Annotated in this window: 24 protein-coding genes and 1 tRNA gene; 13 read left to right on the top strand and 12 right to left on the bottom strand. The window is 64.6% G+C overall.

The window, feature by feature from the left end; translation table 11 throughout:
• Positions 1-5: 5 nt before the first annotated feature.
• The 3 genes from lptC to AC5V87_RS00525 all read right to left on the bottom strand — a co-directional run bounded on the left by lptC (position 6) and on the right by AC5V87_RS00525 (position 3,004).
• The gene (lptC, locus tag AC5V87_RS00515; RefSeq protein ID WP_456841673.1) at positions 6-725 is read right to left on the bottom strand and encodes an LPS export ABC transporter periplasmic protein LptC; all 720 of its coding nucleotides are present in this window, start codon (positions 723-725) and stop codon (positions 6-8) included.
• A gap of 227 nt (positions 726-952) precedes the next feature.
• Positions 953-1,567, bottom strand: coding sequence for a ribonuclease D (locus tag AC5V87_RS00520; protein ID WP_456841674.1), 615 nt, complete (start codon positions 1,565-1,567; stop codon positions 953-955).
• Between the two features lie 102 nt (positions 1,568-1,669).
• Entirely contained in the window at positions 1,670-3,004 is a 1,335-nt protein-coding gene (locus AC5V87_RS00525; protein WP_495369679.1) for a UbiA family prenyltransferase, read from the bottom strand.
• Positions 3,005-3,307: 303 nt separating this feature from the next.
• Between AC5V87_RS00525 and AC5V87_RS00530 the strand changes: the two genes are divergently transcribed.
• Entirely contained in the window at positions 3,308-4,579 is a 1,272-nt protein-coding gene (locus AC5V87_RS00530) for an MFS transporter (protein ID WP_495369680.1), read from the top strand.
• A 114-nt stretch (positions 4,580-4,693) separates the two neighbouring features.
• Here AC5V87_RS00530 and AC5V87_RS00535 read toward each other — a convergent pair.
• Positions 4,694-4,780: transfer RNA gene (locus AC5V87_RS00535), tRNA-Leu, on the bottom strand.
• 149 nt (positions 4,781-4,929) lie between these two features.
• Here AC5V87_RS00535 and AC5V87_RS00540 point away from each other — a divergent pair.
• Positions 4,930-5,895, top strand: a complete 966-nt coding sequence (locus tag AC5V87_RS00540; RefSeq protein WP_495369681.1) for a complex I NDUFA9 subunit family protein — start codon at positions 4,930-4,932, stop codon at positions 5,893-5,895.
• An 86-nt stretch (positions 5,896-5,981) separates the two neighbouring features.
• Here AC5V87_RS00540 and AC5V87_RS00545 read toward each other — a convergent pair whose 3' ends face one another.
• The 3 genes from AC5V87_RS00545 to AC5V87_RS00555 form a co-directional block, all read right to left on the bottom strand.
• A complete protein-coding gene (locus AC5V87_RS00545; RefSeq protein WP_495369682.1) occupies positions 5,982-6,722 on the bottom strand; it encodes an SDR family oxidoreductase in 741 nt (246 codons plus the stop codon).
• A 3-nt stretch (positions 6,723-6,725) separates the two neighbouring features.
• Positions 6,726-8,051 carry an FAD-binding oxidoreductase gene (locus AC5V87_RS00550; protein WP_495369683.1) on the bottom strand — a complete coding sequence of 442 codons (1,326 nt, stop codon included), beginning with the start codon at positions 8,049-8,051 and terminating at the stop codon, positions 6,726-6,728.
• Between the two features lie 192 nt (positions 8,052-8,243).
• Positions 8,244-9,050, bottom strand: a complete 807-nt coding sequence (locus AC5V87_RS00555; RefSeq protein ID WP_456841680.1) for an undecaprenyl-diphosphate phosphatase — start codon at positions 9,048-9,050, stop codon at positions 8,244-8,246.
• Positions 9,051-9,219: 169 nt separating this feature from the next.
• Between AC5V87_RS00555 and AC5V87_RS00560 the strand changes: the two genes are divergently transcribed.
• The 3 genes from AC5V87_RS00560 (at position 9,220) to AC5V87_RS00570 (ending at position 12,016) form a co-directional block, all read left to right on the top strand.
• A complete protein-coding gene (locus AC5V87_RS00560) occupies positions 9,220-9,912 on the top strand; it encodes a glutathione S-transferase family protein (RefSeq protein ID WP_495369684.1) in 693 nt (230 codons plus the stop codon).
• Positions 9,861-11,036 carry a tRNA epoxyqueuosine(34) reductase QueG gene (gene queG / locus AC5V87_RS00565; protein WP_495369685.1) on the top strand — a complete coding sequence of 392 codons (1,176 nt, stop codon included), beginning with the start codon at positions 9,861-9,863 and terminating at the stop codon, positions 11,034-11,036. The genes AC5V87_RS00560 and queG overlap by 52 nt, the downstream gene beginning before the upstream one ends.
• Positions 11,037-11,227: 191 nt before the next feature.
• Positions 11,228-12,016: an acyl-CoA thioesterase domain-containing protein gene (locus AC5V87_RS00570; protein WP_495369686.1), complete on the top strand. Its 789-nt coding sequence runs from the start codon at positions 11,228-11,230 to the stop codon at positions 12,014-12,016.
• Positions 12,017-12,135: 119 nt separating this feature from the next.
• Here the strand turns inward: AC5V87_RS00570 and AC5V87_RS00575 are convergent, their stop codons facing one another.
• Both AC5V87_RS00575 and AC5V87_RS00580 read right to left on the bottom strand, forming a co-directional pair.
• Entirely contained in the window at positions 12,136-12,603 is a 468-nt protein-coding gene (locus tag AC5V87_RS00575) for a nuclear transport factor 2 family protein (protein WP_495369687.1), read from the bottom strand.
• 73 nt (positions 12,604-12,676) lie between these two features.
• Positions 12,677-13,477, bottom strand: a complete 801-nt coding sequence (locus AC5V87_RS00580; protein ID WP_495369688.1) for an alpha/beta hydrolase — start codon at positions 13,475-13,477, stop codon at positions 12,677-12,679.
• Between the two features lie 251 nt (positions 13,478-13,728).
• Between AC5V87_RS00580 and infC the strand changes: the two genes are divergently transcribed.
• From infC to rplT, 3 genes are all read left to right on the top strand, one after another.
• Positions 13,729-14,268, top strand: a complete 540-nt coding sequence (gene infC, locus AC5V87_RS00585; protein ID WP_027574769.1) for a translation initiation factor IF-3 — start codon at positions 13,729-13,731, stop codon at positions 14,266-14,268.
• Between the two features lie 367 nt (positions 14,269-14,635).
• Positions 14,636-14,836 (top strand): 50S ribosomal protein L35, encoded by a 201-nt coding sequence (rpmI, locus tag AC5V87_RS00590; protein WP_008539890.1) that lies wholly within the window; start codon positions 14,636-14,638, stop codon positions 14,834-14,836.
• 80 nt (positions 14,837-14,916) lie between these two features.
• The gene (gene rplT / locus AC5V87_RS00595) at positions 14,917-15,276 is read left to right on the top strand and encodes a 50S ribosomal protein L20 (RefSeq protein ID WP_027550107.1); all 360 of its coding nucleotides are present in this window, start codon (positions 14,917-14,919) and stop codon (positions 15,274-15,276) included.
• A gap of 8 nt (positions 15,277-15,284) precedes the next feature.
• Here rplT and AC5V87_RS00600 read toward each other — a convergent pair whose 3' ends face one another.
• Entirely contained in the window at positions 15,285-15,695 is a 411-nt protein-coding gene (locus tag AC5V87_RS00600; protein ID WP_495369689.1) for a hypothetical protein, read from the bottom strand.
• Between the two features lie 136 nt (positions 15,696-15,831).
• On the opposite strand from AC5V87_RS00600, the gene pheS reads away from it, so the two are divergent.
• The 4 genes from pheS (at position 15,832) to AC5V87_RS00620 (ending at position 20,765) form a co-directional block, all read left to right on the top strand.
• A complete protein-coding gene (gene pheS / locus AC5V87_RS00605) occupies positions 15,832-16,914 on the top strand; it encodes a phenylalanine--tRNA ligase subunit alpha (RefSeq protein ID WP_495369690.1) in 1,083 nt (360 codons plus the stop codon).
• A 209-nt stretch (positions 16,915-17,123) separates the two neighbouring features.
• Entirely contained in the window at positions 17,124-17,570 is a 447-nt protein-coding gene (locus AC5V87_RS00610; RefSeq protein WP_495369691.1) for an endonuclease domain-containing protein, read from the top strand.
• Positions 17,567-19,975, top strand: a complete 2,409-nt coding sequence (gene pheT / locus AC5V87_RS00615) for a phenylalanine--tRNA ligase subunit beta (protein ID WP_495369692.1) — start codon at positions 17,567-17,569, stop codon at positions 19,973-19,975. Before AC5V87_RS00610 ends, pheT begins: the two co-directional genes overlap by 4 nt.
• Positions 19,976-19,994: 19 nt before the next feature.
• Positions 19,995-20,765, top strand: coding sequence for a sulfite exporter TauE/SafE family protein (locus tag AC5V87_RS00620; protein WP_495369693.1), 771 nt, complete (start codon positions 19,995-19,997; stop codon positions 20,763-20,765).
• A gap of 390 nt (positions 20,766-21,155) precedes the next feature.
• Here AC5V87_RS00620 and AC5V87_RS00625 read toward each other — a convergent pair whose 3' ends face one another.
• Positions 21,156-22,553: a flavin monoamine oxidase family protein gene (locus AC5V87_RS00625; RefSeq protein ID WP_495369694.1), complete on the bottom strand. Its 1,398-nt coding sequence runs from the start codon at positions 22,551-22,553 to the stop codon at positions 21,156-21,158.
• 187 nt (positions 22,554-22,740) lie between these two features.
• Between AC5V87_RS00625 and AC5V87_RS00630 the strand changes: the two genes are divergently transcribed.
• The gene (locus tag AC5V87_RS00630) at positions 22,741-23,724 is read left to right on the top strand and encodes a YiiX/YebB-like N1pC/P60 family cysteine hydrolase (protein WP_456841688.1); all 984 of its coding nucleotides are present in this window, start codon (positions 22,741-22,743) and stop codon (positions 23,722-23,724) included.
• A gap of 66 nt (positions 23,725-23,790) precedes the next feature.
• Here AC5V87_RS00630 and AC5V87_RS00635 read toward each other — a convergent pair whose 3' ends face one another.
• The gene (locus tag AC5V87_RS00635; protein ID WP_024338640.1) at positions 23,791-24,066 is read right to left on the bottom strand and encodes a metal-sensitive transcriptional regulator; all 276 of its coding nucleotides are present in this window, start codon (positions 24,064-24,066) and stop codon (positions 23,791-23,793) included.
• Between the last annotated feature and the right edge of the window lie 23 nt (positions 24,067-24,089).

Genomic DNA, 24,089 nt, shown 5'->3' on the forward strand with positions numbered 1-24,089 from the left:
GAAAATCATCTTGAATTGGCAGACTTGTTCTTTGACTTCGCCGGTGGCGGCGCTGTCTGCTCGACGGGGGCCGCGGCATCATCCGTGCTGATCTTGTCGAGATGCATCACGACATTGCCCTCGAAGCGAATGACGTCGCCGCCTTCCGTAATTCGTAAGCGATCTGCGGTCAGCGTGCCGTTGGTCAGCTTGACGTCGACGCGCTCGTCCGAGGAGACCGTGCCCTTGCCCATGTCGACGAAGGCCGAGTTCAGCCGCGCCTCGTAGCCGGTCGAGGTGCGCAGGAAGATATCCTTGTGCAGGTCGAGCTGCTGCTGCTTGTTGTCGAAGCGGCCGGTGCGGGCATCGAGGAACAGGGTGGATTGATCCTCCATCAGCACTTTGGCGCGCAGATCGGCGAGATCGACGTGATCGGGATCGGTGATGTCCTGCGTCGCGGCCTTGGCCCAGAGCTCGTAGGGCCGCTGGTCCGGTGTGAAGCCGGACATATGCGGGGTTTCCATCGTGATCTTGGTGCCGGTGACCACGAGACTTCCAGAGTCGAGCTTGATCGGGATCTGGAACGGATTGAGGAAGGTCGAGACGGCGACGATCGCGGCCAGGGACACGATCACCGTCACCGGGACCGCGATGCGCAGAATCCGCACCAGACGGCTGTGGCGCGCCGCGCTGGCAAACTTCGCCGCAAGCGCGGCGTCGTAGGTGGGATTCTGGGCCGAATTCACTGCTGCTCCAGAGTGTGCTCGCTCTGTCCGGTTGGGTGCGCCGCATTGTACCCGGCGCCGCCACGATATGCAGCCGGCGACAGGCCGTTACGAAAGTGTCCGAAACGGGGCGATTACCTCGGTCCGCTTGCTCCCGTCGTTCCGGGGCGATGCAAAGCATCGAACCCGGAATCTCGAGATTCCGGGTTCGGCTCTTCGAGCCGCCCCGGAATGACATCGTAGACGCCTCAGGAATGCGCAAAAATGTCCTCTTCGGCCCAGCCCTGCAGGTCGAGCAGGGCGCGGGTCGGCAGGAATTCGAAACAGGCCTTGGCCAGCGCGGTGCGGCCTTCCCGCACCAGCATGGCATCGAGCCGCTCGCGCAGGGCATGCAGATGCAGCACGTCGGAGGCGGCGTAGGCGAGCTGCGGCTCGGACAGGCTGTCGGAACCCCAGTCGCTGGACTGCTGCTGCTTGGAAAGGTCGATATTGAGCACCTCGCGGACGAGGTCTTTCAGGCCATGGCGATCGGTATAGGTGCGGGTCAGGCGGGAGGCGATCTTGGTGCAGTAGATCGGCCCGGTCATGACACCAAACGTCTGGTACAGCACCGCGATGTCGAACCGCGCGAAGTGGAAGATCTTCGTGATGGCCGGATTGGCCAGCAGGGCCTTCAGGTTCGGCGCGTCGGTGTGCCCCTTGGGGATCTGCACCACGTCGGCGCTGCCGTCGCCGGGCGAGAGCTGCACCACGCAGAGCCGGTCGCGGTGCGGGTTCAGCCCCATGGTCTCGGTGTCGATCGCCACCGCCGAGGTGTAGCGGGACAGGTCCGGCAGGTCGCCGCGGTGCAGGCGTACGGTCATGGTGGGTCAAAACCTCGATCGAATCGGTCTGTCGGCATCATAGGCTAATCGGGTGGCCCGCGATGTAGCCACTGGGGGCGGACCGCGCAAGCGCCTGACAGCTCAGATCGCGGCCAGCATGATGCAGATCATTGCCGCGACCGTGATGCGGCTGGGGCCGTCACGGAAAGCGTAGATGATCGGATCATCAGGCATCTCGCGGCGATGCGCCATCATCAAGGCGCGGCCGAACCAGTAGAGCAGCAGCGGGTTGAGCAGCCACAGCATCCAGGGACGGCCGTACAGCGGCGTCACCGCGGTTGACGACACATAGAGCGAGAACACCGTCACCGCGTTCATCGCGCTCGCCGCCGCCATCGCGGCGATGACATGGAGGTCGGTGATCCTGTAATCGCGGTTGGAGGGATCGGCGAGGCCGGCGCTCTCGCGCATGCTGAGCTCGCTGAAGCGCTTGATCAGCGCGAGCGAGGTGAACACGAACAGCGAGAAAATCAGCAGCCATTCCGACAGCACCACGCCGACGCCGACCGCGCCGGCAACGATGCGCAGGCTGTAGAGGCCGGCGAGCGTGACGACATCGACCAGCATCTTGCGCTTGAGCACGAGCGAATAGGCGATGGTGGTGGCGAGATAGATGCCGAGCACGCCGAGGAACAGCGGCGAGATGCAGAGGCTGGTGGCAACCGCGAACAGCCAGAGGGCAGGGATCGCGAGCAGTGCTGAGGAGATCGGCAGATCGCCTGACGCAAGCGCGCGATGGCGCTTGGTGGGATGCTGGCGGTCGGCGGCAAGATCAAGCAGATCGTTCATCAGATAGGCGCCGGATGCACAGGCCGAGAACGCCATGAACGCCAGCAGCGCATAGCCGAGCGTCGCAAGATTCATCTGATGCGCGGTGATCGCAGGCACGAACACCAGCGTGTTCTTGGCGTATTGGTAGACGCGCAGCGCGTTGGCCCAAATCTTCAGACTAGAAGTCTTCAGGCTGACGCGGCTTCGGCCACGGCTCTCGACGCGTTCGATGGAGCCGCGATCGAACGGCAGTCTGTCACCGGCAGCAAGATCGGCCGGCGTCACGACGCCATCAAAGCCGAGATGCGCGGCGATGCCCGCGGCATGTCGGGCGAAACGGTTCGCCATAAGATAGATCTTCTCGCCCCGCGCCCGCGCCGTCAGCGCCTGGTTCAGCACGCCGGACGCGTAGGGCAGGTGGGCGTAGTCGATGTCGGCCTGCGCGAGGACATCCGTGAGCGCTGCCATGCCTGGTCGTCCGCCCGCGCCGAAGCGGGCCAGCAGGCGGCCGGGGCTGGAGAACAGCGCCTCCATGAGCAGTTCGGAGCGCAGCAGCGCGCCTTCGAGGTCGATGACCAGCGTCCGCGCCGCCGCAACCGACGGCTCGGGCGTGCCAAAATCATGCTGCCGGGCGGGCTGCTCCATCCGAAAACGCTCTCAACTGCCGCTAAACTGACCGGCTTCCGGCCGGGGAGCAGGGAAATGGACGGTGGCGAGCCTAGGGGGCATTCGCTAAGGGCGGCTTAATTCGGCCGGAGAGGGCGGCCGGCCCGACGGCACGGTCAAGTCAAATCGGCGTGTCAGGCTGTTGCATCGATCCCACAACCCGGCGTGAGCTTCGTGTTCCGGCACCGCCTTTGCCGTGTGCGCCGTGGAAATCCTCACCATTCACCCTATCTGCCAGTTTCGCGCGGCGCCGTGCCGCGCCCATCCGCGAACCAGGTGCCCATGACCGAACAGACGCTCGCCGCGCCGATCGATGATCAACAGGAACGGCAGCGTGGCTTTTCGCGCTACCAGTCGCTCCTGATCGCGCTGCTCGCTTTCACGCAATTCACGATCATCCTCGACTTCATCATCATGTCGCCGCTCGGCGCCATCCTGATGCCCGCGCTCAACATCACGGCCACCCAGTTCGGCGTCGCGGTGTCTGCCTATGCGTTCAGCGCAGGAATTTCCGGCGTGCTGGCCGCCGGCTTTGCCGATCGCTTCGATCGGAAGCGCCTCTTGCTGTTCTTCTATGTCGGCTTCACGCTCGGCACCCTGCTCTGCGCCGCCGCGCAGAATTACCATGTGCTGCTGCTCGGGCGGATCGTGACCGGATTGTTCGGCGGCGTGATCGGCTCGGTCGTGCTCGCCATCATCACCGATCTGTTTCCGCTGCATCTGCGCGGCCGCGTGATGGGCTTCGTGCAGACCGCGTTCGCCGCGAGCCAGGTGCTCGGCATTCCCGCCGGCCTGTTTCTCGCCAATCACTGGAACTGGCATGTCTGCTTCGTTGCGATCGTCGGCCTGTCGATCGCGGCGATCGCGGTCATCGTCTTCGCGATGGAGCCGGTCGACGCGCATCTGAAGCTGAAGCAGGACAGAAATCCGTTCCGTCATCTGATCGCGACCGTCGCGGAGCCGCGCTACACGCTGGCCTTCGGGGTCACCGCCTTGCTGGCGACGGGCGGCTACATGCTGATGCCGTTCTCCAGCGCCTTCACCGTGCACAATCTCGGCATCGACATCACGCATCTGCCGACGATCTATCTCGTCTCCGGCCTGTTCAGCATCGTCACCGGGCCGCTGGTCGGCCGCGCCAGCGACGCGTTCGGCAAATACCCGACCTTCGTGTTCGGCAGCGTGGTGTCGGTGATCATGGTGCTGATCTACACCCATCTCGGCCACGTCTCGCTCGTGACCGCGATCCTCGTCAACGTGCTGATGTTCGTCGGCATCTTCTCGCGCATGATCCCGTCGCAGGCGCTGATGTCGGCGATCCCCGATCAAAGCCAGCGCGGCTCCTTCAGCGCGATCAGCGCCTCGCTCCAGCAGCTTTCCGGCGGCCTCGGCTCGGTGCTCGCCGGCGCCATCATCGCGCAGGCGCCTGACGGCTCGCTGCTCCATTTCGACCGGATCGGCTACGTCGTCGTCGCATCGGCCGCCGTCGCGCTGGTGGCGATGTATTTCGTGCAGAAGGCGGCAGCGGAGCGGGCGGGGAAGCGGGTGGTGTGAGGGACAGGGCCGATCTGGTTCCACAAGAACCCACGCGCCGATGATTCTACGATCGCCGCCCTGGCATCCCTAACGATCGGAGGTAGCTCTGTTTTGGGTCCAAACCCCGCAAAATGGTGCCCAGGAAAGGACTCGAACCTTCACGGCCGTTAAGCCACTGGCACCTGAAGCCAGCGCGTCTACCAATTCCACCACCTGGGCATGCCGTTTGGGGCACGGAGGCGGTTACTACGGTTCGGTGACGCCGTTGTCAATTCATGCTTGCCCGGTTTTGGCGATGCGGATTGCGCATCGCAAACCGGCCCGATACAAGCCTGATATCTCGCACGCTTCCTGCAGGAATGGACCCCATGGCATCGAATCTGGACACGCTGGTCACGGTTTTCGGCGGATCGGGGTTTTTGGGCCGGAATGTCGTCCGGGCGCTATGCCGGCGCGATTACCGGGTCCGTGTTGCAGTGCGGCGGCCGGAACTAGCCGGGTACCTCCAGCCCTCGGGCAGGGTCGGGCAGGTCCACACCGTGCAGGCCAATCTGCGCTATCCGGCCTCGGTCGAGGCGGCGCTGCGCGATTCGCATGTCGTGATCAATCTCGTCGGCGTGCTCGCCGAGAGCGGCGCGCAGACCTTTGACGCCGTTCAGGCCAAAGGCGCCGAGACCGTCGCCAAGGCGGCCGCGGCGGCGGGCGCCGGCCTGATCCATGTCTCCGCGATCGGCGCCGATGCCGAATCGCCCTCGCACTATGCCAAGGCCAAGGCGGCCGGCGAGGCGGCGGTGCTGGCCGCGGTGCCATCCGCGACGATCTTCCGCCCTTCCGTCATGTTCGGCCCCGAGGACCAGTTCACCAACCGCTTTGCGGCTCTGGCGCGGATGTCGCCGGTGCTGCCGCTGATCGGCGCCGAGACCAAGATGCAGCCGGTCTATGTCGGCGACGTCGCCACCGCGATCGCGGATGCGGTCGACGGCAAGGCCAAGGCGGGCGCGACCTATGAGCTCGGCGGGCCTGAAGTGCTGACCATGCGCGAGATCATCGAGGCCATCCTCGAGATCACCGACCGCAAGCGGATGCTGGTACCGCTATCGTTCAGGCTCGCCCGCTTCCAGGCCGCCTTCCTGCAATTCGCGCCGGGCGCTTTCAAGCTGACGCCGGACCAGGTCACGCTGCTCGAGCGCGACAATATCGTGTCGGATGCGGCGAAGGCTGCCGGGCTCACGCTGGAAGGCCTCGGCATCACGGCTGATTCACTGGAAGCCATCGCCCCGCAATATCTCTGGCGCTTCCGCGCGGCCGGCCAGTTCCAGCGCATGAGCGTGTGAGACGTCTCTCTCCGTCGTCATGGCCGGGCTTGACGAGTTTGTGGGACGAACGGGGCGAGGGGCAGACCGCCGCTGCGGCCACAGCCTCAAAACTTCAGCTTCTTGAAGATCGCCTCAGGCAGCGCCTTGATGATCAGCATCACGAGGCGCCATTTGCCGCTGACATAGATGACGTCGGTCTTCTTCTCGACGGCCTGAAGAATCGCGTCGCCAACGACAGGCGCTTCGACGGTGAGCGGGCCGATCAGCTTCATGCCTTCCGTCATCTTGGTGCGGACGAAGCCCGGTTTTACGGTGACCACATGCACGCCCCCGCGGCTGGCGCGGGCGCGCAGGCCCGAAAGGAAGGCGGAGAAGCCTGCTTTGGCCGAGCCATAGACATAGTTCGAGGCGCGGCCGCGATCGCCGGCGACAGAGGACACGCCGACGATCGTGCCAGCGCCGCGGCCTAAGAATTTTTCCGCGAACAGGCCGAGGATCAGCGACGGGCCTTCGTAGTTGGAACGCATGATCGTGGTGGCGTGGGCGAGATCGCTCTCGGCATCCTGCTGCACCCCGAGCAGGCCGATGATCGAGATGACGACGTCAGGCAGCGCGGGAAGGGCGGCGACGAAGCCATCGAACGAAGCGGTGTCGAGCACATCGAATTTATGGAGACCCACCTCGACGTTGTAGCGCGCGCGCAGATCGGCCGCATCAGGCTCCAGCACCGCGACGTCGCGGCCGGCGAGGGCGACGTCGTATCCGGTCCTGGCAAAGGCGCGCGCGGCAGCGCGGCCGATATCGGAGGAGCCACCGAGCACCAGAACGGTCTTGCGTGACGTCACGGCTTACACCTCATCGAACAGGCGTTGCGAAAGCTTGGAGCGGATGCTGCCCTTGGGGTCGAGCGATTTGCGGATCGCGTTGAAGCGCGACAAAGCGGGATAGCCGGCCTCGAACGTCGCGCGCGACTGGCGCGCGTCTTTCGCCAGATAAAGCCGGCCGCCGGCCGCAACGACGAGACGATCGATCTCGTCGAGAAAATTCAGGATGTCGCCCTTTACCGGGAAATCCAGCGCCAGCGTGTAGCCGGGCAGCGGAAACGACAAGATGCCGTCACCCTGGCCGAGCTTCTTGAGCACTGCGAGGAAGGAGGCATCGCCGCGCCTTGCGACACGGTCGAGGATCTCGCCGAGCACGGCGCGCGCGCTGGCTTGCGGAATCACGCATTGATGCTGGAGGAAGCCGCGCTTGCCATAAATGCGATTCCAGCCGGCGATCGCGTCGAGCGGGAAGAAATAGGGATAGAGCGAGACCACATGGCTGCCGCCGGCGCGCCGCGCGCCCACGCGGTAGTAGAGCTCGTTGAAGGCGCGGATGCTGAAGCGGTTCAGCGTCATCGACGGCAGGTCGACGGGCACGGCGAAGGCGGGATTCTTGCCGGCGGGAAATGCAGCGGCACCTTCCGCGAGCTCGTCGCGGCGCGCGTGCTCGCCGAGATAGATCAGCGAGCGACCGAGATCACGCCCGCGCGCAGCGCAATCGATCCACGCCACCGAATAGGTCGACGCATCGCCCGCATCCAGCGCGCGCATCGCGGCGTCGAGATCGGATGCGGAGATCACGCGCTCGCGGATCCAGCCCGTTTCCACCGCCCGCAGCCGCATCGTCGCTTCGAGGATGATTCCGGTCAGGCCCATGCCGCCGATGGTCGCAAAGAAGGCATCGGAATGTTCTTCGCGCGAAGCTTCGATGATCTCGCCTTGGCCGGTGCGCAGCAGGATGCTCTCGACATAGCGGCCGAAGCCGCCCTCGCAATGGTGATTCTTGCCGTGCACGTCGGCGGCGATCGCGCCGCCGACCGAAACGAAGCGCGTGCCGGGCACGACGAAAGGCAGGAACCCGCGTGGACCCAAGGTGTCGATCAGATCCGACAGGAGCACGCCGGCTTCGAGACGGATACGCCCGGTCGCGGGATCGAACGACCTGATCCGGTCGAACCCGGTCATCCCGATCGTCCTGACAGCGCCGATCGCGGCATCGCCATAGGCGCGGCCGTTGCCCCGCGCCACGGAGCCGGCCACCACGGCTTCACCCAGCGCCGCGAACGAGCGCGGACGCAGCACGTCGCTATCGACGACTGGAAAGCGCCCCCAGCCGCTGACGAGGGTCATGGTTCAGCTCCGCCTGCGGGCCACCCCGCTCCGGAAACTGCCTAGCCGTCAAAAGCTTACATTGCGTTGAAACCACGCATCCAATCGCGAGCTCGACGCCCACCTCTCCCCGGCGGGGACAACCTCTCCCCCGGCGGGGAGGTGAGCCATAGCACAACGCCGGCCCCGACGTTTGGTCCGGCAGTCGTTACTTTACCGCCCCAGCGCCAGCGCGATCAGGCCGAGGGTGCCGACGATGACGCGCCACCAGGCGAACACCACGAAACCGTGGCGGGTGACGTACTCCAGGAACGTCTTGACCACGATGATCGCGGTGACGAACGACACCACGAAGCCGATGGCGACGATGCCCATGTGGTCCATCGTCATCTCGGAGCGGTTCTTGTAAAAATCGTAGGCAAACGCGCCGATCATGGTGGGGATGGCGAGGAAGAACGAGAACTCCGCTGCTGCGCGCTTGTCGGCGCCCAGGAACATCGCGGCGACGATGCTGGCGCCGGAGCGCGACACGCCCGGGATCATGGCGACGCACTGGGCAATGCCGATATAGAGGTACATCAGCAGCGGGAATTTGGTGGCGTCATGCTCGCGCGGCTTGAGGTCGAGCTTGTCGACCCAGAGCAGGATGGCGCCGCCGACGATCAGCGTGAAGCAGACGACCCAGGGATTGAACAGCACGCTCTTGATGTATTTGCCGGCGACGAGGCCGACGATCACGGCGGGCAGGAACGCCACCAGCACGCCGATCACGAAACGGCGCGCATAGACATCGCCCGTGAACAGGCCGATCGCGACATCCCAGAGCTTCCTGAAGTAGAGCCCGACGATCGCGAGGATCGCACCCAACTGGATCAGAACCGTAAACGAATCCCAGAATGCGCCTTCGCCGAGGCCGAAGAAGCGCTCCGCAAGGAGCAGGTGGCCGGTCGAGGACACGGGAAGGAACTCGGTCACACCCTCGATGATGCCGAGGATCACTGCCCGTATTGCATCTGACATATTTACGGTCCATTTCGGCTGGAAAAGCGGGGCTCTTCTCGCCTATTCCCCCCAATGCTGCAATCGCAAAATGCGACGCCGCGCTCTTGCTTCGCAGTTTTGAGGGACTAGTGTGGCGCCGCACAAACATTGATGGATTCTTAAGCACCATCAAATAGTCAAAGGCTTCATGTTTACACTGTTTCATCATCCGTTCTGTCCGCATTCGCGCTTCATCCGCCTGATCGCGGGCGAATACGGGCTCGATCTGAAGCTGATCGAGGAGCGCAGCTGGGAACGGCGCGAGGCATTTCTGCTGCTCAATGCGGCCGGCACCACGCCCGTGCTGGTGGACGAAGAGCTGCCGCCGATCCCGGGCGCGGCTATCATCGCCGAGTATGTCGATGAGGCCTATGGCGCCGGGATGGGGCCCAAGCGCCTGATGCCGGAGACGACCTTCGAGCGCGTCGAGGTGCGCCGGCTGATGGCCTGGTTCAACGAAAAGTTCTTCGAGGAGGTCTCGCACCCGCTCGTCACCGAGCGCATCTACAAGCGCTTCATGAGCGAGGAGAATGGCGGCGGCCCGCCTTCGGCCGACGTGATGCGCGCGGCCAAGGCCAATGTGCGCTATCATCTGGCCTATATCGGCTGGCTGGCGCAGACGCGCAACTTCCTCGCCGGCGACCGGCTGACTTACGCGGATCTCGCCGCCGCGGCGCATCTTTCGGCGATCGACTATCTGGGCGACGTGCCATGGAGCGAGGACGACGCAGCAAAGGCGTGGTACGCGCGGGTGAAATCCCGCCCGTCGTTCCGTCCGCTGCTCAGCGAATGGCTGGCCGGCGTGCCGGCATCGCGCACCTACGTGGACCTGGATTTCTGAACTGCGATCCAACTGAACTGAAGGCGGCGCTGGCGCGCGAGGCGCGCGCGCTCGGCTTCGACTGCATCGGCATCACAGCGCCTGGCACGATCGAAAAGGCCGGCACGCATTTCCTCGAATTCATCGCCGCGGGCGGCCATGGCGACATGGACTGGCTCGCGAACCAACCGGAGCGCCGCGTCGATCCGCGCGGGCTGTGGGCCGACGTGCGCAGCGTCATCATGCTCGGGGTCAATTACGGCCCCGACTCTGATCCGCTAGCGATCCTGAAGGAGCGCACGCGCGCGGCAATTTCGGTCTATGCGCAGGGCGACGACTATCACGACCTCATCAAGAAACGCCTGAAGGCGCTGGCGCGCTGGCTGGTCGCAACCGCGCCGTCGGAAGTGAAAGTGTTCGTCGACACCGCGGCGGTGATGGAGAAGCCCTTGGCGCAGGCCGCGCATCTCGGCTGGCAGGGCAAGCACACCAATCTGGTCTCGCGCGAGTTCGGCTCATGGCTGTTTCTCGGTGCGATCTACACCACGCTGGAGCTGCCGCGCGATGTCGCCGAGATCGATCATTGCGGCTCGTGCCGGGCCTGCCTCGACATCTGCCCGACGGCGGCTTTTCCCGCGCCCTACAAGCTCGATGCGCGGCGCTGCATCTCCTACCTCACCATCGAGAACAAGGGACCGATCCCGCACGAGTTTCGCAAAGCGATCGGCAACCGCATCTATGGCTGCGACGATTGCCTTGCGGCGTGCCCCTGGAACAAGTTCGCGCAGGAGGCTCGTGAAGCCAAGCTCGCCGCGCGTGATGAATTGCGCGCGCCTGGTCTTGCTGAGCTTTCACGGCTCGACGACGCAGCGTTTCGTGCGCTGTTCACGAAGTCGCCGGTCAAGCGCATCGGCCGCAACCGCTTCTTGCGCAATGTGCTGATTGCGATCGGTAACTCCGGTGAGGTGGTGCTGGCCGAAGAGGCCCGGGGATTGCTCGATGATGCGAGCCCGCTGGTGCGTGGGGCGGCGGTGTGGGCGCTGGGGCAGTTGCTGGAGCGACAAGAGCTTGAAGCGATGAAGAGCGCTGCGTTGGACGGAGAGTCCGACGAGGGCGTGCGTGAGGAGTGGCGAGCCGCCTCTTGATCCACGGCCGCCGCGAAGGCGGGGATCCAGTACGCCGCGGCTTCTCGACTCAATCACCGCCTTCTCGGAGTACTGGATCGCCCGCCTTCGCGGGCGATGACACCTGTGTTGTGGCTGCCTCGCGCGCCCGCTCTCACCACCCTTGATTTCCGCGCCCATTCCCTCAAAAGTCGCGCACCATGACAACAAACATGCCTTTCTTCACGCGCGACGGCGATACATTCCATCCGACGGAAGTGGCCAATGGCCCGTGGGACCCGAAGTCGCTGCACGGACGCGTCATCATCGGGCTGCTCGGCTTTGTCATCGAGGAGCGCCATTCGGGGCCCGAATTCGTGCCGGCGCGCCTCACCGTCGACATGTTCCGGCTGCCGACCATCGACAAGCCGATTCACGTGACGACGCGGCTGGTGCGCGACGGGCTGCGCATCCGAGTGGTGGAGGCCAAATTCTTCTCGGGCGGCGTCAGCATGGCGCGCGCCTCATGCCAGCTGCTACGCAAGACGCAGAATCCCGACGGCAACATCTGGTCGCCGCCGAACTGGGACGTGCCGAAGCCGTCAGACATTCCAAAACCTACCGGTCCCAGGCTCGGCATGAACGGCAAATGGACAACGCGTCCCATCGTTGGCCATATGGGCTCGCTCGGCCCGCGCCGGCTGTGGATGAGCGAGGTGCGCGAGCTCGTCGCCGGCGCGCCGATGACACCGTTCGTGCATGTCGCTGTTGGCGCCGACTTCGCCAGCCCGTTCGCAAACGCCGGCGACAAGGGGCTCGGCTACATCAACAGCGACGTCACGATCTATCTGCACCGGCTGCCGGTGACGAACTGGATCGGCTTCGACGTGGTGAACCACCAGGCCACCGAGGGCGTGGCGATCGGCGAATGCTGGCTCTACGACGAAGAGGGCCCGATCGGCACCGCGACGGTGGCGGCGCTGGCGCAGCGCAAGCCGATGGCGAAGCCGTCGTCGCCGTAGCCCACCGTCATTCCGGGGCATCGCGCAGCGATGAACCCGGAATCTCGAGATTCTCAGGTGCGCAATCGCACACCGTAGTTCGATGCTTCGCATCGCCCCGGAATGACGAAAGGAAAGAACTAGCCAAGATGCCGCTTCATCTCCGGCCGCGCCTTCAGCTCGGCGCCCTGCCTGGCGACAATCTTCGCGATCCGCTCCGGCGCGAACTTCAGGTCGACGAAGGCCGGCGCGGTGTTGGCGACCTCGTGATAACAGGCAATCTTGCCGTCACGCAGCGTCATGATCGCGACGCCCTCGAACATCGCCCGCGCGCCATTCGCTTCCGGCAAGGTTGATCTGTAGCTGAATGTGTAGCGCGCGTAGAGCGTGGTGCCGTCAGAGACAGGATCGTGCATGTCCCAGCGGAAATCGGTCGCCGTGCGATAGAACCAATCGTCGATCAGCGCGGCGATCTTCTCACGGCCAGCGAAGGCGCCGTAGAAAACGTCATGATAGACGCCGTCCTGCGTGAAGAGATCCGCGAAGGCACGTCCGTTGCGCTGCTCGACGGCATCGCAGAAGGCGCGCAGCATGGCGGTCGTGGTCATTGGCGTTTCTTCCTTCCCGTTCTCCGTCATGCCCCGCTTCGCGGGCAATGACAGCGAATTCTAAGGCAACACTTCACCCGATCTCGGCCACCGCGGCAAGAATCCGCGCGATGTCCTGCGGGCGGGAGAGGCGGTGATCGCCGTCCTGGATCATGGTCAGCACGACGTCGTCGGCCGGCAGGCGATGCGTCAAGGCAAACGCATGCTGCCAGGGCACATCTGGGTCCTGAGCGCCTTGCAGGATGCGCACGGGGCAGCCGAGATCGATCGCGCTGCCGAGCACGAGATGATTGCGACCCTCCTCGATCAGGTTCCGCGTGATCGGGTAGGGAGAGCCGTCGCCATAATCCGACGGCCGCAGCCAGAAGCCCTTGGTCTCGATCTCCTTCTTCACCTCGGGCGAGAACTTCTTCCACATCAGCTCTTCGGTGAAATCGGGCGCCGGCGCGATCAGCACGAGGCCCGCCAGCGACGCTTTACCGGAACGCTTCCTGATCTCGCGCGCGAGCAGCAGCGCGATCCAGCCACCCATGGAGGAGCCGACCAGGATCTGCGGTCCCTCGCAGAACCGCTCGAACACCGCGACGCTGTCCTCGAGCCAGCTGCCGATGGTTCCATCGGCGAAATTGCCGCTGGATTCACCATGACCGGAATAGTCGAATCGGACCGCGGCACGTCCGTGCTCCCCGGCCCAGGCATCCAGCGCCTGGGCCTTGCCGCCCTGCATGTCCGATTTGAAGCCGCCGAGCCAGACCAGCCCCGGGCCCTGACCATGTCCTTGTCCGCGCCGGCTGCGCACCGCGATTTTGCGCGCGGACGGACCCTCGCCCACATCGATGAAGTCGAGCACGGCATCGGGAATTGCTTGGGTCATGGAACGTTTACTCTGACTGTGCGGTTTCAGCAGTTCGGGCCGCGCGCGATTGAGCGACCGCTGCCGGCATTGTCCCTTTGGGACGCTTGCGGAACAGAAGCAAGGTGTCTATTTCGATCAGCGTGTCGTCAGGCGTGGCCCAAATGCCTCGCATTTGAGGGTTTTTCGTCTCGTGCACACGCGACTTGCTTGCCCGCAAACGCTTCTTCCTTCAAAATAGCCGCTTCTTTCACAACTTTGGAGAACCACCCATTCGCCGTCCTAATAAAGCTCCGCCCGCTGCCAGCAAAGACGGGCCTCGCATCAATGATGATATTCGCAATGCGCAGATCCAGCTGATCGACCAGACCGGTGAGAACAAAGGCACGGTCGAGACCGTCGTCGCCATCCGGATGGCCCAGGAAGTCGGGATGGATCTGGTCGAGATTTCGCCGAATACCAGCCCTCCGGTCTGCAAGATCATGGACTACGGGAAGTACAAGTATTCCGCTCAGAAGAAAGCCGCGGAAGCCCGCAAGCGGCAGAAGACCGTCGAGATCAAGGAGATCAAGCTCCGCCCGATGATCGACGATCACGATTACGACGTGAAGATGCGCGCGATGCAGCGGTTCTTCGAAGAGGGCGACAAGGTCAAGATCACGCTGCGCTATCGCGGCCGCGAAATGGCGCATCAGGAGATCGGCACCAAGCTTTTGGACAAGATCAAGACCGACGTCGCCGAGCTCGCCAAGGTCGAGCAGGACGCGCGGTTCGAAGGTCGCCAGGTCGTCATGGTGCTGGCACCGCGCTGAGACGAGCTTCAGGGGACTTGAGAATTCGACGGCCCGTTCGGATCTCCGGCGGGCCGTTTGGTTTTGGTGCGCGTTGTCGGAAATTATGGGCCATTTTGGTCCTGCTTCCAGCGACACGGCTGGGACATGAGGGTGACAACTTGCAATAGTCGGCGAGCCGGTTCCGGCGGTTCATCATTGCCAATCGGCCTGTCCTCTGTCATAAGCCCAGCCTTCATCGCCCGGCTGATTTAAGGGCTGCCGTGGCGGTGTTCGTGCGGGTGTCGCGCTTGCTCGCGAAAACCTGAGCACAATCAACGCTCTAACGAGCATTTTTGACGGCCAGCCGCCTTCGCGGGCGGATTTCTGTGGCCATTAGGAGAGCCAAATGCCCAAGCTGAAGACCAAGTCGGGCGCTAAAAAGCGCTTCAAGGTGACTGCCACCGGCAAAGTGATGCACGCCCAGCGCGGCAAGCGTCACGGCATGATCAAGCGGACGAAGAAGCAGATCCGTCAGCTCCGCGGCACCCGCGTGCTGTTCAAGACCGACGGCGACAACGTCAAGAAGTACTTCTTGCCGAACGCCTGATCGCGTCGACGATCACTGCCATCCGTGCCGCGCATCCCGCGGCGATCCGATAACCGAAGTCATCTCTGAAGGATTTTGTCATGTCTCGCGTCAAACGCGGTGTGACCGCCCACGCCAAGCACAAGAAAGTCTACAAGGCCGCCAAGGGCTTCTACGGCCGCCGCAAGAACACCATCCGCGCCGCCAAGCCGGCCGTGGAGAAGGCCCAGCAATACGCCTTCCGCGACCGCAAGCGTCGCAAGCGCACCTTCCGCGCGCTGTGGATCCAGCGTCTCAACGCCGCTGTGCGTCCGTTCGGCCTGACCTACAGCCGATTTATCGACGGTCTCGCCAAGTCGGGCATCACCGTGGACCGCAAGGTGCTGTCGGATCTCGCGATCCGCGAGCCCGCCGCGTTCCAGGCGATCGCCGAGAAGGCCAAAGCCGCACTGGCTGCTTAAGGCCTACGCTAGCGGGCCCTCTGGCCCGCAGCCTTCAGCGCGCGTTGTGAGTAACGCTGGGCGGCCTCCGCCCGGCAGAAGGCTGTCGCCGAGATATACATCGTGCCGGACTTGTTCCGGTATTTCCGGTCGCAGCCTGCCAGCTCGCGCTGATAGCTGAGCTTTTGCGGCGGCTTCAATTGCCCGGCGAAATCGGCCTCGCACTTTTTCTCGACCGCTTCGCCGAGCTGCACCTCGCCGCTGGCGCCGTAGGCGCAGGCCTTAAACAGCTTCATGGCACGGTCGCAGCTCGGTGCCGCGTTGAGGACGGCGACGATGTCGTCCATCGACGTCGATTTGGCCGGGCATTCCTCGGCGGCGTGGGTCACGTTTCCGAAAAGAACCATCGCCAGAGCGGCGAGGCAGGATCGCAGACGCATAGTCCCTCCTTTTGACTTCAGGTTGGTCCCAGCCATGCCCATAGGGTTCAAATGCCCTGCATTTACGACGGCTATTCGGCTTGACGTTCCGGCCCGGCTGCGGCCACAACCGGCAGCCTTTTGAAAGGATCCGACCGTGTCCGACCTCGCAACGCTCGAAACATCCATCCTCGACCAGATCGCTGCCGCCGGCGACGAAGCCGCGCTCGAAGCGGTGCGCGTCGCAGCCCTCGGCAAGAAGGGCTCGATCTCGGCGCTGCTGGCCACCCTCGGCAAGATGTCGCCGGACGAGCGAAAGACGCAAGGGGCCGCGATCAACCAGGCCAAGGACAAGGTCACCGAAGCGCTCGCAGCACGGCGCGACATGCTGAAGTCGGCGGCGCTCGATGCGCGGCTCGCCTCCGAAACCGTCGATGTCACCTTGCCGCTGCGCGATGCGCCGGCCGAGGCCGGCCGCATCCATCCGCTGAGCCAGGTCTGGGACGAGCTGACCACGATCTTCGCGGATATGGGATTCTCGGTCGCCGAAGGCCCCGATATCGAGACCGACGACTACAACTTCACGAAACTGAATTTTCCGGTCGGCCATCCCGCCCGCGAGATGCACGACACCTTCTTCTTCCATCCGAAGGAGGACGGCTCGCGCATGCTGCTGCGAACCCACACCTCGCCAGTGCAGGTGCGCACCATGCTGAGCCAGAAGCCGCCGATCCGCGTGATCTGCCCGGGCCGCACCTACCGCATCGATTCGGACGCGACCCACACGCCCCAATTCCACCAGGTCGAAGGCCTCGTCATCGACAAGCATTCGCATCTTGGCCACCTCAAATGGATCCTGCACGAGTTCTGCAAGGCCTTCTTCGAGGTCGACCACATCAACATGCGCTTCCGGCCGTCGTTCTTCCCGTTCACCGAGCCGTCGCTTGAAGTCGACATCCAGTGCCGGCGCGACAAGGGCGAGATCCGCTTCGGCGAGGGCGAGGACTGGCTCGAGATTCTCGGCTGCGGCATGGTGCATCCGAACGTGCTGCGCGCCTGCGGCATCGATCCCGACGAGTACCAGGGCTTTGCCTGGGGCATGGGCATCGACCGCATCGCCATGCTGAAATACGGCATCGCCGATTTGCGCCAGCTGTTCGACAGCGACGTCCGCTGGCTCTCCCACTACGGCTTCAAGCCGCTGGAAGTGCCGACGCTGGCGGGAGGGCTGAGCACGTGAGGGTGGCAAATGGCCCTACGAAAGCTCTCTCCGTTCCCTCCGCGGAGACAAGCCTCCCCCTGACCCGCAAGCAGGGGAGGGAACGGATAGGGCGTGCGCGTGGTGTTCGTCACAAGGGTACATATCCTCTGTCCACCCGACAGCTCGAACTCCCTCCCCCGCTTGCGGGGGAGGGTTGGGGAGAGGGTGTTTCCTCGATGGGGCTGCCGATGGTCGATCCCAAGCCTCCGAACTGGAAAGTACCGGCTAAGCTGCGCGCGAACGCGCGCGCGCTTCGGCGCAATTCGACCGATGCGGAACGTATCCTCTGGTCGGAGCTGCAGGCCGGCCGATTGAACGGCGCGAGCTTCCGCCGCCAATTCCCGATCGAGCACTACGTCGCCGATTTCATCTGCCACGCGGCCAAACTCGTCATCGAGCTCGATGGCGGCCAACATTTCTCGGACGAAGGCGAGCGCGCCGACGCTCATCGCTCTGCCGCGATCGAAGCGAAGGGCTTCAGGGTGCTCCGCTTCAGCAATCTCGATGTCATGACCAACCGCGCCGGCGTTCTCGAAACAATCGCGACTATCATCGCGGAGAGAGCCCCCACCCCACCCCTCCCCCGCAAGCGGGAGAGGGAGCAGACCGTCTCCGAGGAGAAAGAGCAGCCATGAAATTCACCCTCTCCTGGCTGAAGGATCATCTCGACACCGACGAGCCCTTGGAAAAGCTCGCCGACAAGCTCACCATGATCGGCCTCGAGGTCGAGAACATCGAGGACAAGGCGAAAGCGCTTAAAGCCTTCACCATTGCGAAGGTGATCTCGGCGGAGCAGCATCCGAATGCGGATCGCTTGCGGGTCTGCATGGTCGACACCGGCGACGGTGGCGCGCCGGTGCAGGTCGTGTGCGGCGCGCCGAACGCGCGTGCGGGGCTGGTCAGCGTGTTCTCGCCGCCCGGCACCTACATTCCCGGCAAGGACATCACGCTCGGCGTCGGCACCATCCGCGGCGTCGAGAGCCGCGGCATGCTGTGCTCGGCAGCCGAGCTGCAGATCTCCAACGATCATGACGGCATCATGGAGCTGCCGGCGGATGCGCCGATCGGTGCAGGCTATGCCGAATGGGCCGCGCTCGGCGATCCCGTGGTGGAGATCAATCTGACGCCGAACCGGCAGGACTGCACCGGCGTGCACGGCATCGCGCGCGATCTCGCCGCTGCCGACATGGGCAAGTTCAAGGACCCGACGATCAAGTCGATCAAGGGCGAATTTCCTTGTCCCGTGAAGGTCACCGTCGAGGACGCGACGCTGTGTCCGGGTTTCGCGCTCCGCCTCGTGCGCGGGGTGAAGAACGGCCCGTCGCCGGACTGGCTGCAGAAGCGGCTGACCGCGATCGGGCTGCGCCCGATCAACGCGCTGGTCGACATCACCAACTTCATGACCTACGACCGCGCGCGCCCGCTGCACGTGTTCGACGCCAAGAAGGTGAAGGGCAATCTCGTCGTGCGCCGCGCCCGCGACGGCGAGACCCTGCTGGCGCTCGACGGCCGTACTTACAACCTCGATCCCGCCATCTGCGTGATCGCCGACGAGCACGGCGTCGAATCGCTCGCCGGCATCATGGGCGGCGAAGCCTCGGGCTGCGACGAGAACACGACTGACGTGCTGATAGAGTCGGCGCTGTGGAACGAGATCAACATCGCCCAGACCGGCCGCAAGCTCGGCATCAATTCCGATGCGCGCTACCGCTTCGAGCGCGGCGTCGATCCGGCCTTCATGGTGCCGGGCCTCGAGCTTGCGACCAAGCTCGTGATGGACATGTGCGGCGGCACGCCGTCCGAGAACGTCGTGGTCGGCAAGGCCTTTGGCGACGACCGCGTGATCGATTTCCCGGTGACGGAGGTCAAGCGCCTCTCGGGCATCGAGGTGCCGCAGGCAGAGATGAAGCGCATCCTGACCCACCTCGGCTTCATGATGGCGGGCCCCGGCCCGGTCGTGAAGGTCGCGGTGCCGTCGTGGCGCTCCGACGTGCACGGCAAGGCCGACATCGTCGAGGAGATCGTCCGCATCTTCGGCGTCGACAAGGTGCCGATGACGCCGTTCGAACGCGGTGACGACGCGCGCAAGCCTGTGCTGACCCCGCTGCAGCTCCGCACCCGCCGCGCCAGGCGCGCGCTGGCGAGCCGCGGCATGGTCGAAGCAGTGACCTGGTCGTTCATCAGCAAGACTGCGGCAAATTTGTTCGGCGGCGGTCAGGGCGAGCTCGAAGTGGCGAACCCGATCGCCTCGGACCTCTCCGACATGCGCCCAACCCTCTTGGCGGGACTCATCTCGGCAGCACAGGCCAACGCCGATCGCGGCTATGGCGACGTGGCGTTGTTCGAGGTCGGTCAAGTCTTCAAGGGCGATCGTCCGCAGGATCAGTTCATGGCGGCGAGCGGCGTGCGCCGTGGCCTTGCGTCCTCGGAAGGTCTCGGCCGGCACTGGACGGGCTCGGCGCAGGCCGACGTGTTCGATGCCAAGGCCGATGCGCTGGCGGTGCTGGCGGGCGCCGGTGCGCCGATGCAGGCGCTTCAGATCGTGGCCGGTGGCCCGCCGTGGCTGCATCCGGGCCGCTCCGGCACGATCCAGATCGGGCCGCAGAACGTGCTCGGCACTTTCGGCGAGGTGCACCCGCGCGCGCTCGAGGCACTCGGCGCCGACGGCCCGCTTGTCGTGTTCGAGGTGATCCTAGACCGCATCCCCGAGGCCAAGAAGAAGCCGACCCGCGCGAAGCCTCTGATCGAGCTGTCGGCGTTCCAGCCTGTCACGCGCGATTTCGCATTCATCGTGGACCGTGCCGTGAAGGCGGGCGACATCGTGCGCGCCGCACAGGGCGTCGACAAGAAGCTGATCACCGGCGTGAACGTCTTCGACGTCTACGAGGGCAAGGGGATCGATGACGGCAAGAAGTCGATCGCGATCGCGGTGACGCTCCAGCCGCGCGAGAAGACCCTGACCGATCAGGAGATCGAGGCCGTGGCTGCGAAGATCGTGGCGGAGGTCACGAAGAAGACCGGCGGCACGCTGCGGGCGTGATGCTCTGGAATAATGGAGCATGAGTATCGCCGACTTCCTTCCGAAGGACGTCAGCCTCACCATTGCGATGGCGCTTTGCGCCGTCGCCTTTGTTTCGGGCACCGCGCGCGGCTTCTCCGGCTTCGGCTCGGCGCTGATCTTCATGCCGCTGGCAAGCAGCATCGCCGCGCCGCGTCTCGTTGCTGCGCTGCTGCTCGTGATCGATTTCGTCGCCGCCGCGCCTTTGCTGCCGGATGCGTGGCGGAAGGCGGACCGAAGAGCGGCCGCCGTGATCGTGCTGGGCGCGCTGATCGGCGTGCCCGTCGGCACCTATTTCCTCAGCGTGCTCGAGCCCGTCACCACGCGCTGGATCATCTCCTGCTTCGTCGCAGCGCTGCTGCTCCTGCTGCTGTCAGGCTGGCGCTATCGCGGCAAGGACCACCTCTGGCTCTCGGTCGGCATTGGCGGCCTCTCCGGCTTCTGTAGCGGACTGGCGCAGACCGGCGGCCCGCCGATCATCGGCTACTGGCTCGGTCGGCCCATCGCACCCATCGTCGCACGCGCCAACATCGTGCTGTTCTTCGGCGCCTCGGACTTCTTCTCGATGGTGAGCTACGCGACGACGGGCCTGATCAGCCGCGAGTCGCTCGTGCTCTCGCTGATCGTCGGTCCGGTCTATGCGCTCGGCGTCGCGTTCGGCGCATCGCTGTTCGGTCGCGCCAGCGAAAAGGTGTTTCGCGGGATTTGCTACGTGCTGATCGCGATGGCGGTGATCGCCGGGCTGCCGGTGCTGGATGGGGTGCTTCGCTAAGTCTCACTGGGCTGAGACCCGCCCAGCGCCTCGATGGCGGCGCGTTCCCTTTCTCCTTGTGGGGCGGGGCAATCGCATATGCGGATAATGCTGCAGGTTCGATGTATCTTGTGAGCAGTCGATCGCTCCACAAACTCGTCACGCCCGGGCATAGCCGTCCGCAAGGACGGCGTCGCTTCGCTCGCCTATGTCCCGGGCATCCACGTCTTGTTTTGCAGGAGTGAAGACGTGGATGGCCGGGACAAGCCCGGCCATGACGATGTGGAAACGGTAACGCCAAAAATGACGCCGTTTTCATATGCGATAGCGCTGCCTTGTGGGGGAGGGAACGGAGAGAGCGCTGCTGCCTCGCTCGACGGCCGAGTATGTTGCCGCTTGGTTGCCTCTGCCCTATCCCCGCGGCGCCCGCCGCTTCTTCGTCGACTGCGTCGGCACCTCCTGCTCGTCCCTGATCGCGCCGATCTTGCGCAGGGCTGCATCCGCGGCGCGCTCGCCGCTTTCCCAGGCGCCATCGACGGTGCCCCACAGCGTCTCGTGGGTGGCTTCGCCGGCGAGGAACATGCAGCCGATCGGCTCGGCCAGGACCTTGCGCGAGAGCTGGCCGCCGGGCGAGGCAGCCGACATCGCGCCCATGACATAGGGCGAGGCATTCCAGCGCGTCGCGCTGGTCTTCTGCACGGCGGACGCGGCCTCGCTGCCGAACAGCTTTGTGATCCATTCCTTCGCGAAGGCCGCCATCGCCTTCTCGCCCTGCTCGGAGAGATCGCGGCCGAAGGAGCCGCCGACGTCGATCGAGCACAGCGAGGATCCGCCGATATTGGCGTATAGCAGTGCCGTGCGCGTCGAGTTGCTCTGCTCGATCAGGATGTCGTCGCGCGACAGTCCGAGCGGGTTGCCGGGCAGCTGCAGCATGATGTGATCGTAGCTGCCGAGAGAGAGCTTGGACGCGGCGTCCAGCGTCCGCTTGGGAAGATCGGGCCCGAACTTGATCGCGCCCGAGGTCAGCACGTTGGTCGAGACCGTGATGATGGCCGCACGCGCGGCGATCTTGCCGCTTTGCGTCTCCACGCTGACGTCGCGATTGCTCCAGACGATCCGGCTCGCCGGCGTCGACAATGCCACCGGCGCCTGCTCGCCGAGCCTGGTGATGAGCGTGCCGAGACCCTGGCGGCAGGCGATGGGAGCATTGCGGTCCTGCGCGCGGGCCTTGTCGATCGCGGACAGCTCCTTCAAATCCTTGCCGGCGAAGCTGGCCCCAAGCATGAACTCGGCCGCGCCGGCCCAGTCGCCGAGGTCCTTCGGCAGCGCGGAGGCGCAGGAGGTATCGAGCTTGCCGCGCGCGGCCTCGTCGATGGCGCGGTTGGCGCGCACCAGCGCCGCGAGGAATTCCTCGGTCTCGCCGGCCCGCGCATTGCGGCGGCCGATGCGCATCTTCTGCCCCGCCGGCGCCTGCACCACGTCCAGCCCGGCGGCCCGCGCGAGGCGGATCATCGGATTGGTTTCGGGATTGTGCATCCAGCGGGCGCCGCGGTCGAACGGCGTGTCGAAGGTCTTGGCATCAGTGATGCAGCGGCCGCCGATCTGCGATGCCGCTTCCACCACCACGACCTTGCGGTTGGCCGCCATGATGCGCCGCGCCGCAGCTATCCCCGCGGCGCCGGCCCCGATGACGACAATGTCGGCGTCGCGCGGCAGCGGCGCAGCAGTGGCGCGCAAATCCGGCATCAAGACCGGCATCGCAGCGAAGGCCGCGGACGCCGAAAGGAAACCGCGGCGCGTGATTGTCATGTCATGCTTTCCGGGGACTTGCGGCGAACGGGAACAGCCCGCGAACCTTGCCGCATCTGATGCTGCGCGGCAACCATCATGGTGAATCAATCGTGCTTGATCTCACAGACTGATGAACCGAATTGCAACACGTTTCGACCATGATAGAGATGGAAAAAAAGACGGCCAGAAAGGCCCGGGGGAGCTCATGGGGACGGTCCTAGATTCAGTCGGCAAGCTGATTGCCGCGTACCTCTCGAAGGAGGTGCCGGGCTATGAGCCGTTCACGCCGAGCGACCCGGAGCACCTGCGCGGCGTCATCGAGCCCGGCGATGTGCTGCTGGTCGAGGGCAACAACCGCATCTCCGGCATCATCAAATATCTGACGCAGTCGACCTGGTCGCATGCCGCGCTCTACGTCGGCCCGATCGAAGGTGCGGAAGAGCCCAGCGGCGAACCGCATGTGCTGATCGAGGCCAATATCGGCGAAGGCGTCACCTCGGCGCCGCTGTCAAAATACTTCCCGTATCACACCCGAGTCTGCCGCCCGGTCGGGCTGTCCTATGAGGACCGCACCACGGTCTGCCGCTATGCGATCAACCGCATCGGCTTCGGCTACGACACCAAGAACATCGTCGATCTGATGCGCTTCCTGTTTCCGCTGCCGATACCGCAACGCTGGCGGCGCCGCATGATCGCGCTCGGCTCGGGCGACCCGACCAAGATCATCTGCTCGGCGCTGATCGCGCAGGCGTTCGACGCCGTGCGCTATCCGATCCTGCCCAAGATCACCAAGGCCGGCAGCCGCGCCGCGCGCCGCGAGATCCTGCACATCCGCGATTCCTCGCTCTACATGCCCCGCGACTTCGACATCTCGCCCTATTTCGAAGTCGTCAAACCCACCATCGTGCACGGTTTCGACTACACCTCCCTGCACTGGGCCGACAAGCAGAAGCCGCTCGAGGAGGTAGCGGGCACGTTCAGTGTGTTTCCAGAAACGCTCCGTGCGCCGCCGCTCGTTCCTGAAGCGATTGACGAAGAGACGCCGGCTGAAGTTTCGATTGAGGAAGTGAGCGCGCAGCCGGCGGAGATCACCGGGCGTGTTGCTGTCTCCAGGCATTTCCCGCTGCTGAAGAAGCTGACGATGTATCGCACGCGGCGGCGCCGGCGCACACGCGAGATCGCGGCCTAGGCCCCACTGGGTTATAGCGCGATAACGCCTCAACAATCGTCATGTCGCTCGCATCACGGAGCAGACCTACCGCTCCGCGCGCCCTATCACCGCCATCAGCTCCGCGATCTTCTCGCGCTGATCGGCCTTGTCGCCGCTCGCGATCGCGTGCTCGACGCAATGGGCGACGTGATCCTTCAAAATCTCTTCCTCGACCCGACGCAGCGCGGCGCGGACGGCCGAGATCTGCGTCACGATGTCGATGCAATAGCGGTCTTCCTCGACCATCTTCGAGAGACCCCGAACCTGGCCTTCGATCCGGCCGAGACGTTTTCCGACGGATGCCTTGATGTCCTTGCGCATGCGGCCTATATACCCCTACCGGG

This window comes from Bradyrhizobium sp. SOJA106 (assembly GCF_059448745.1).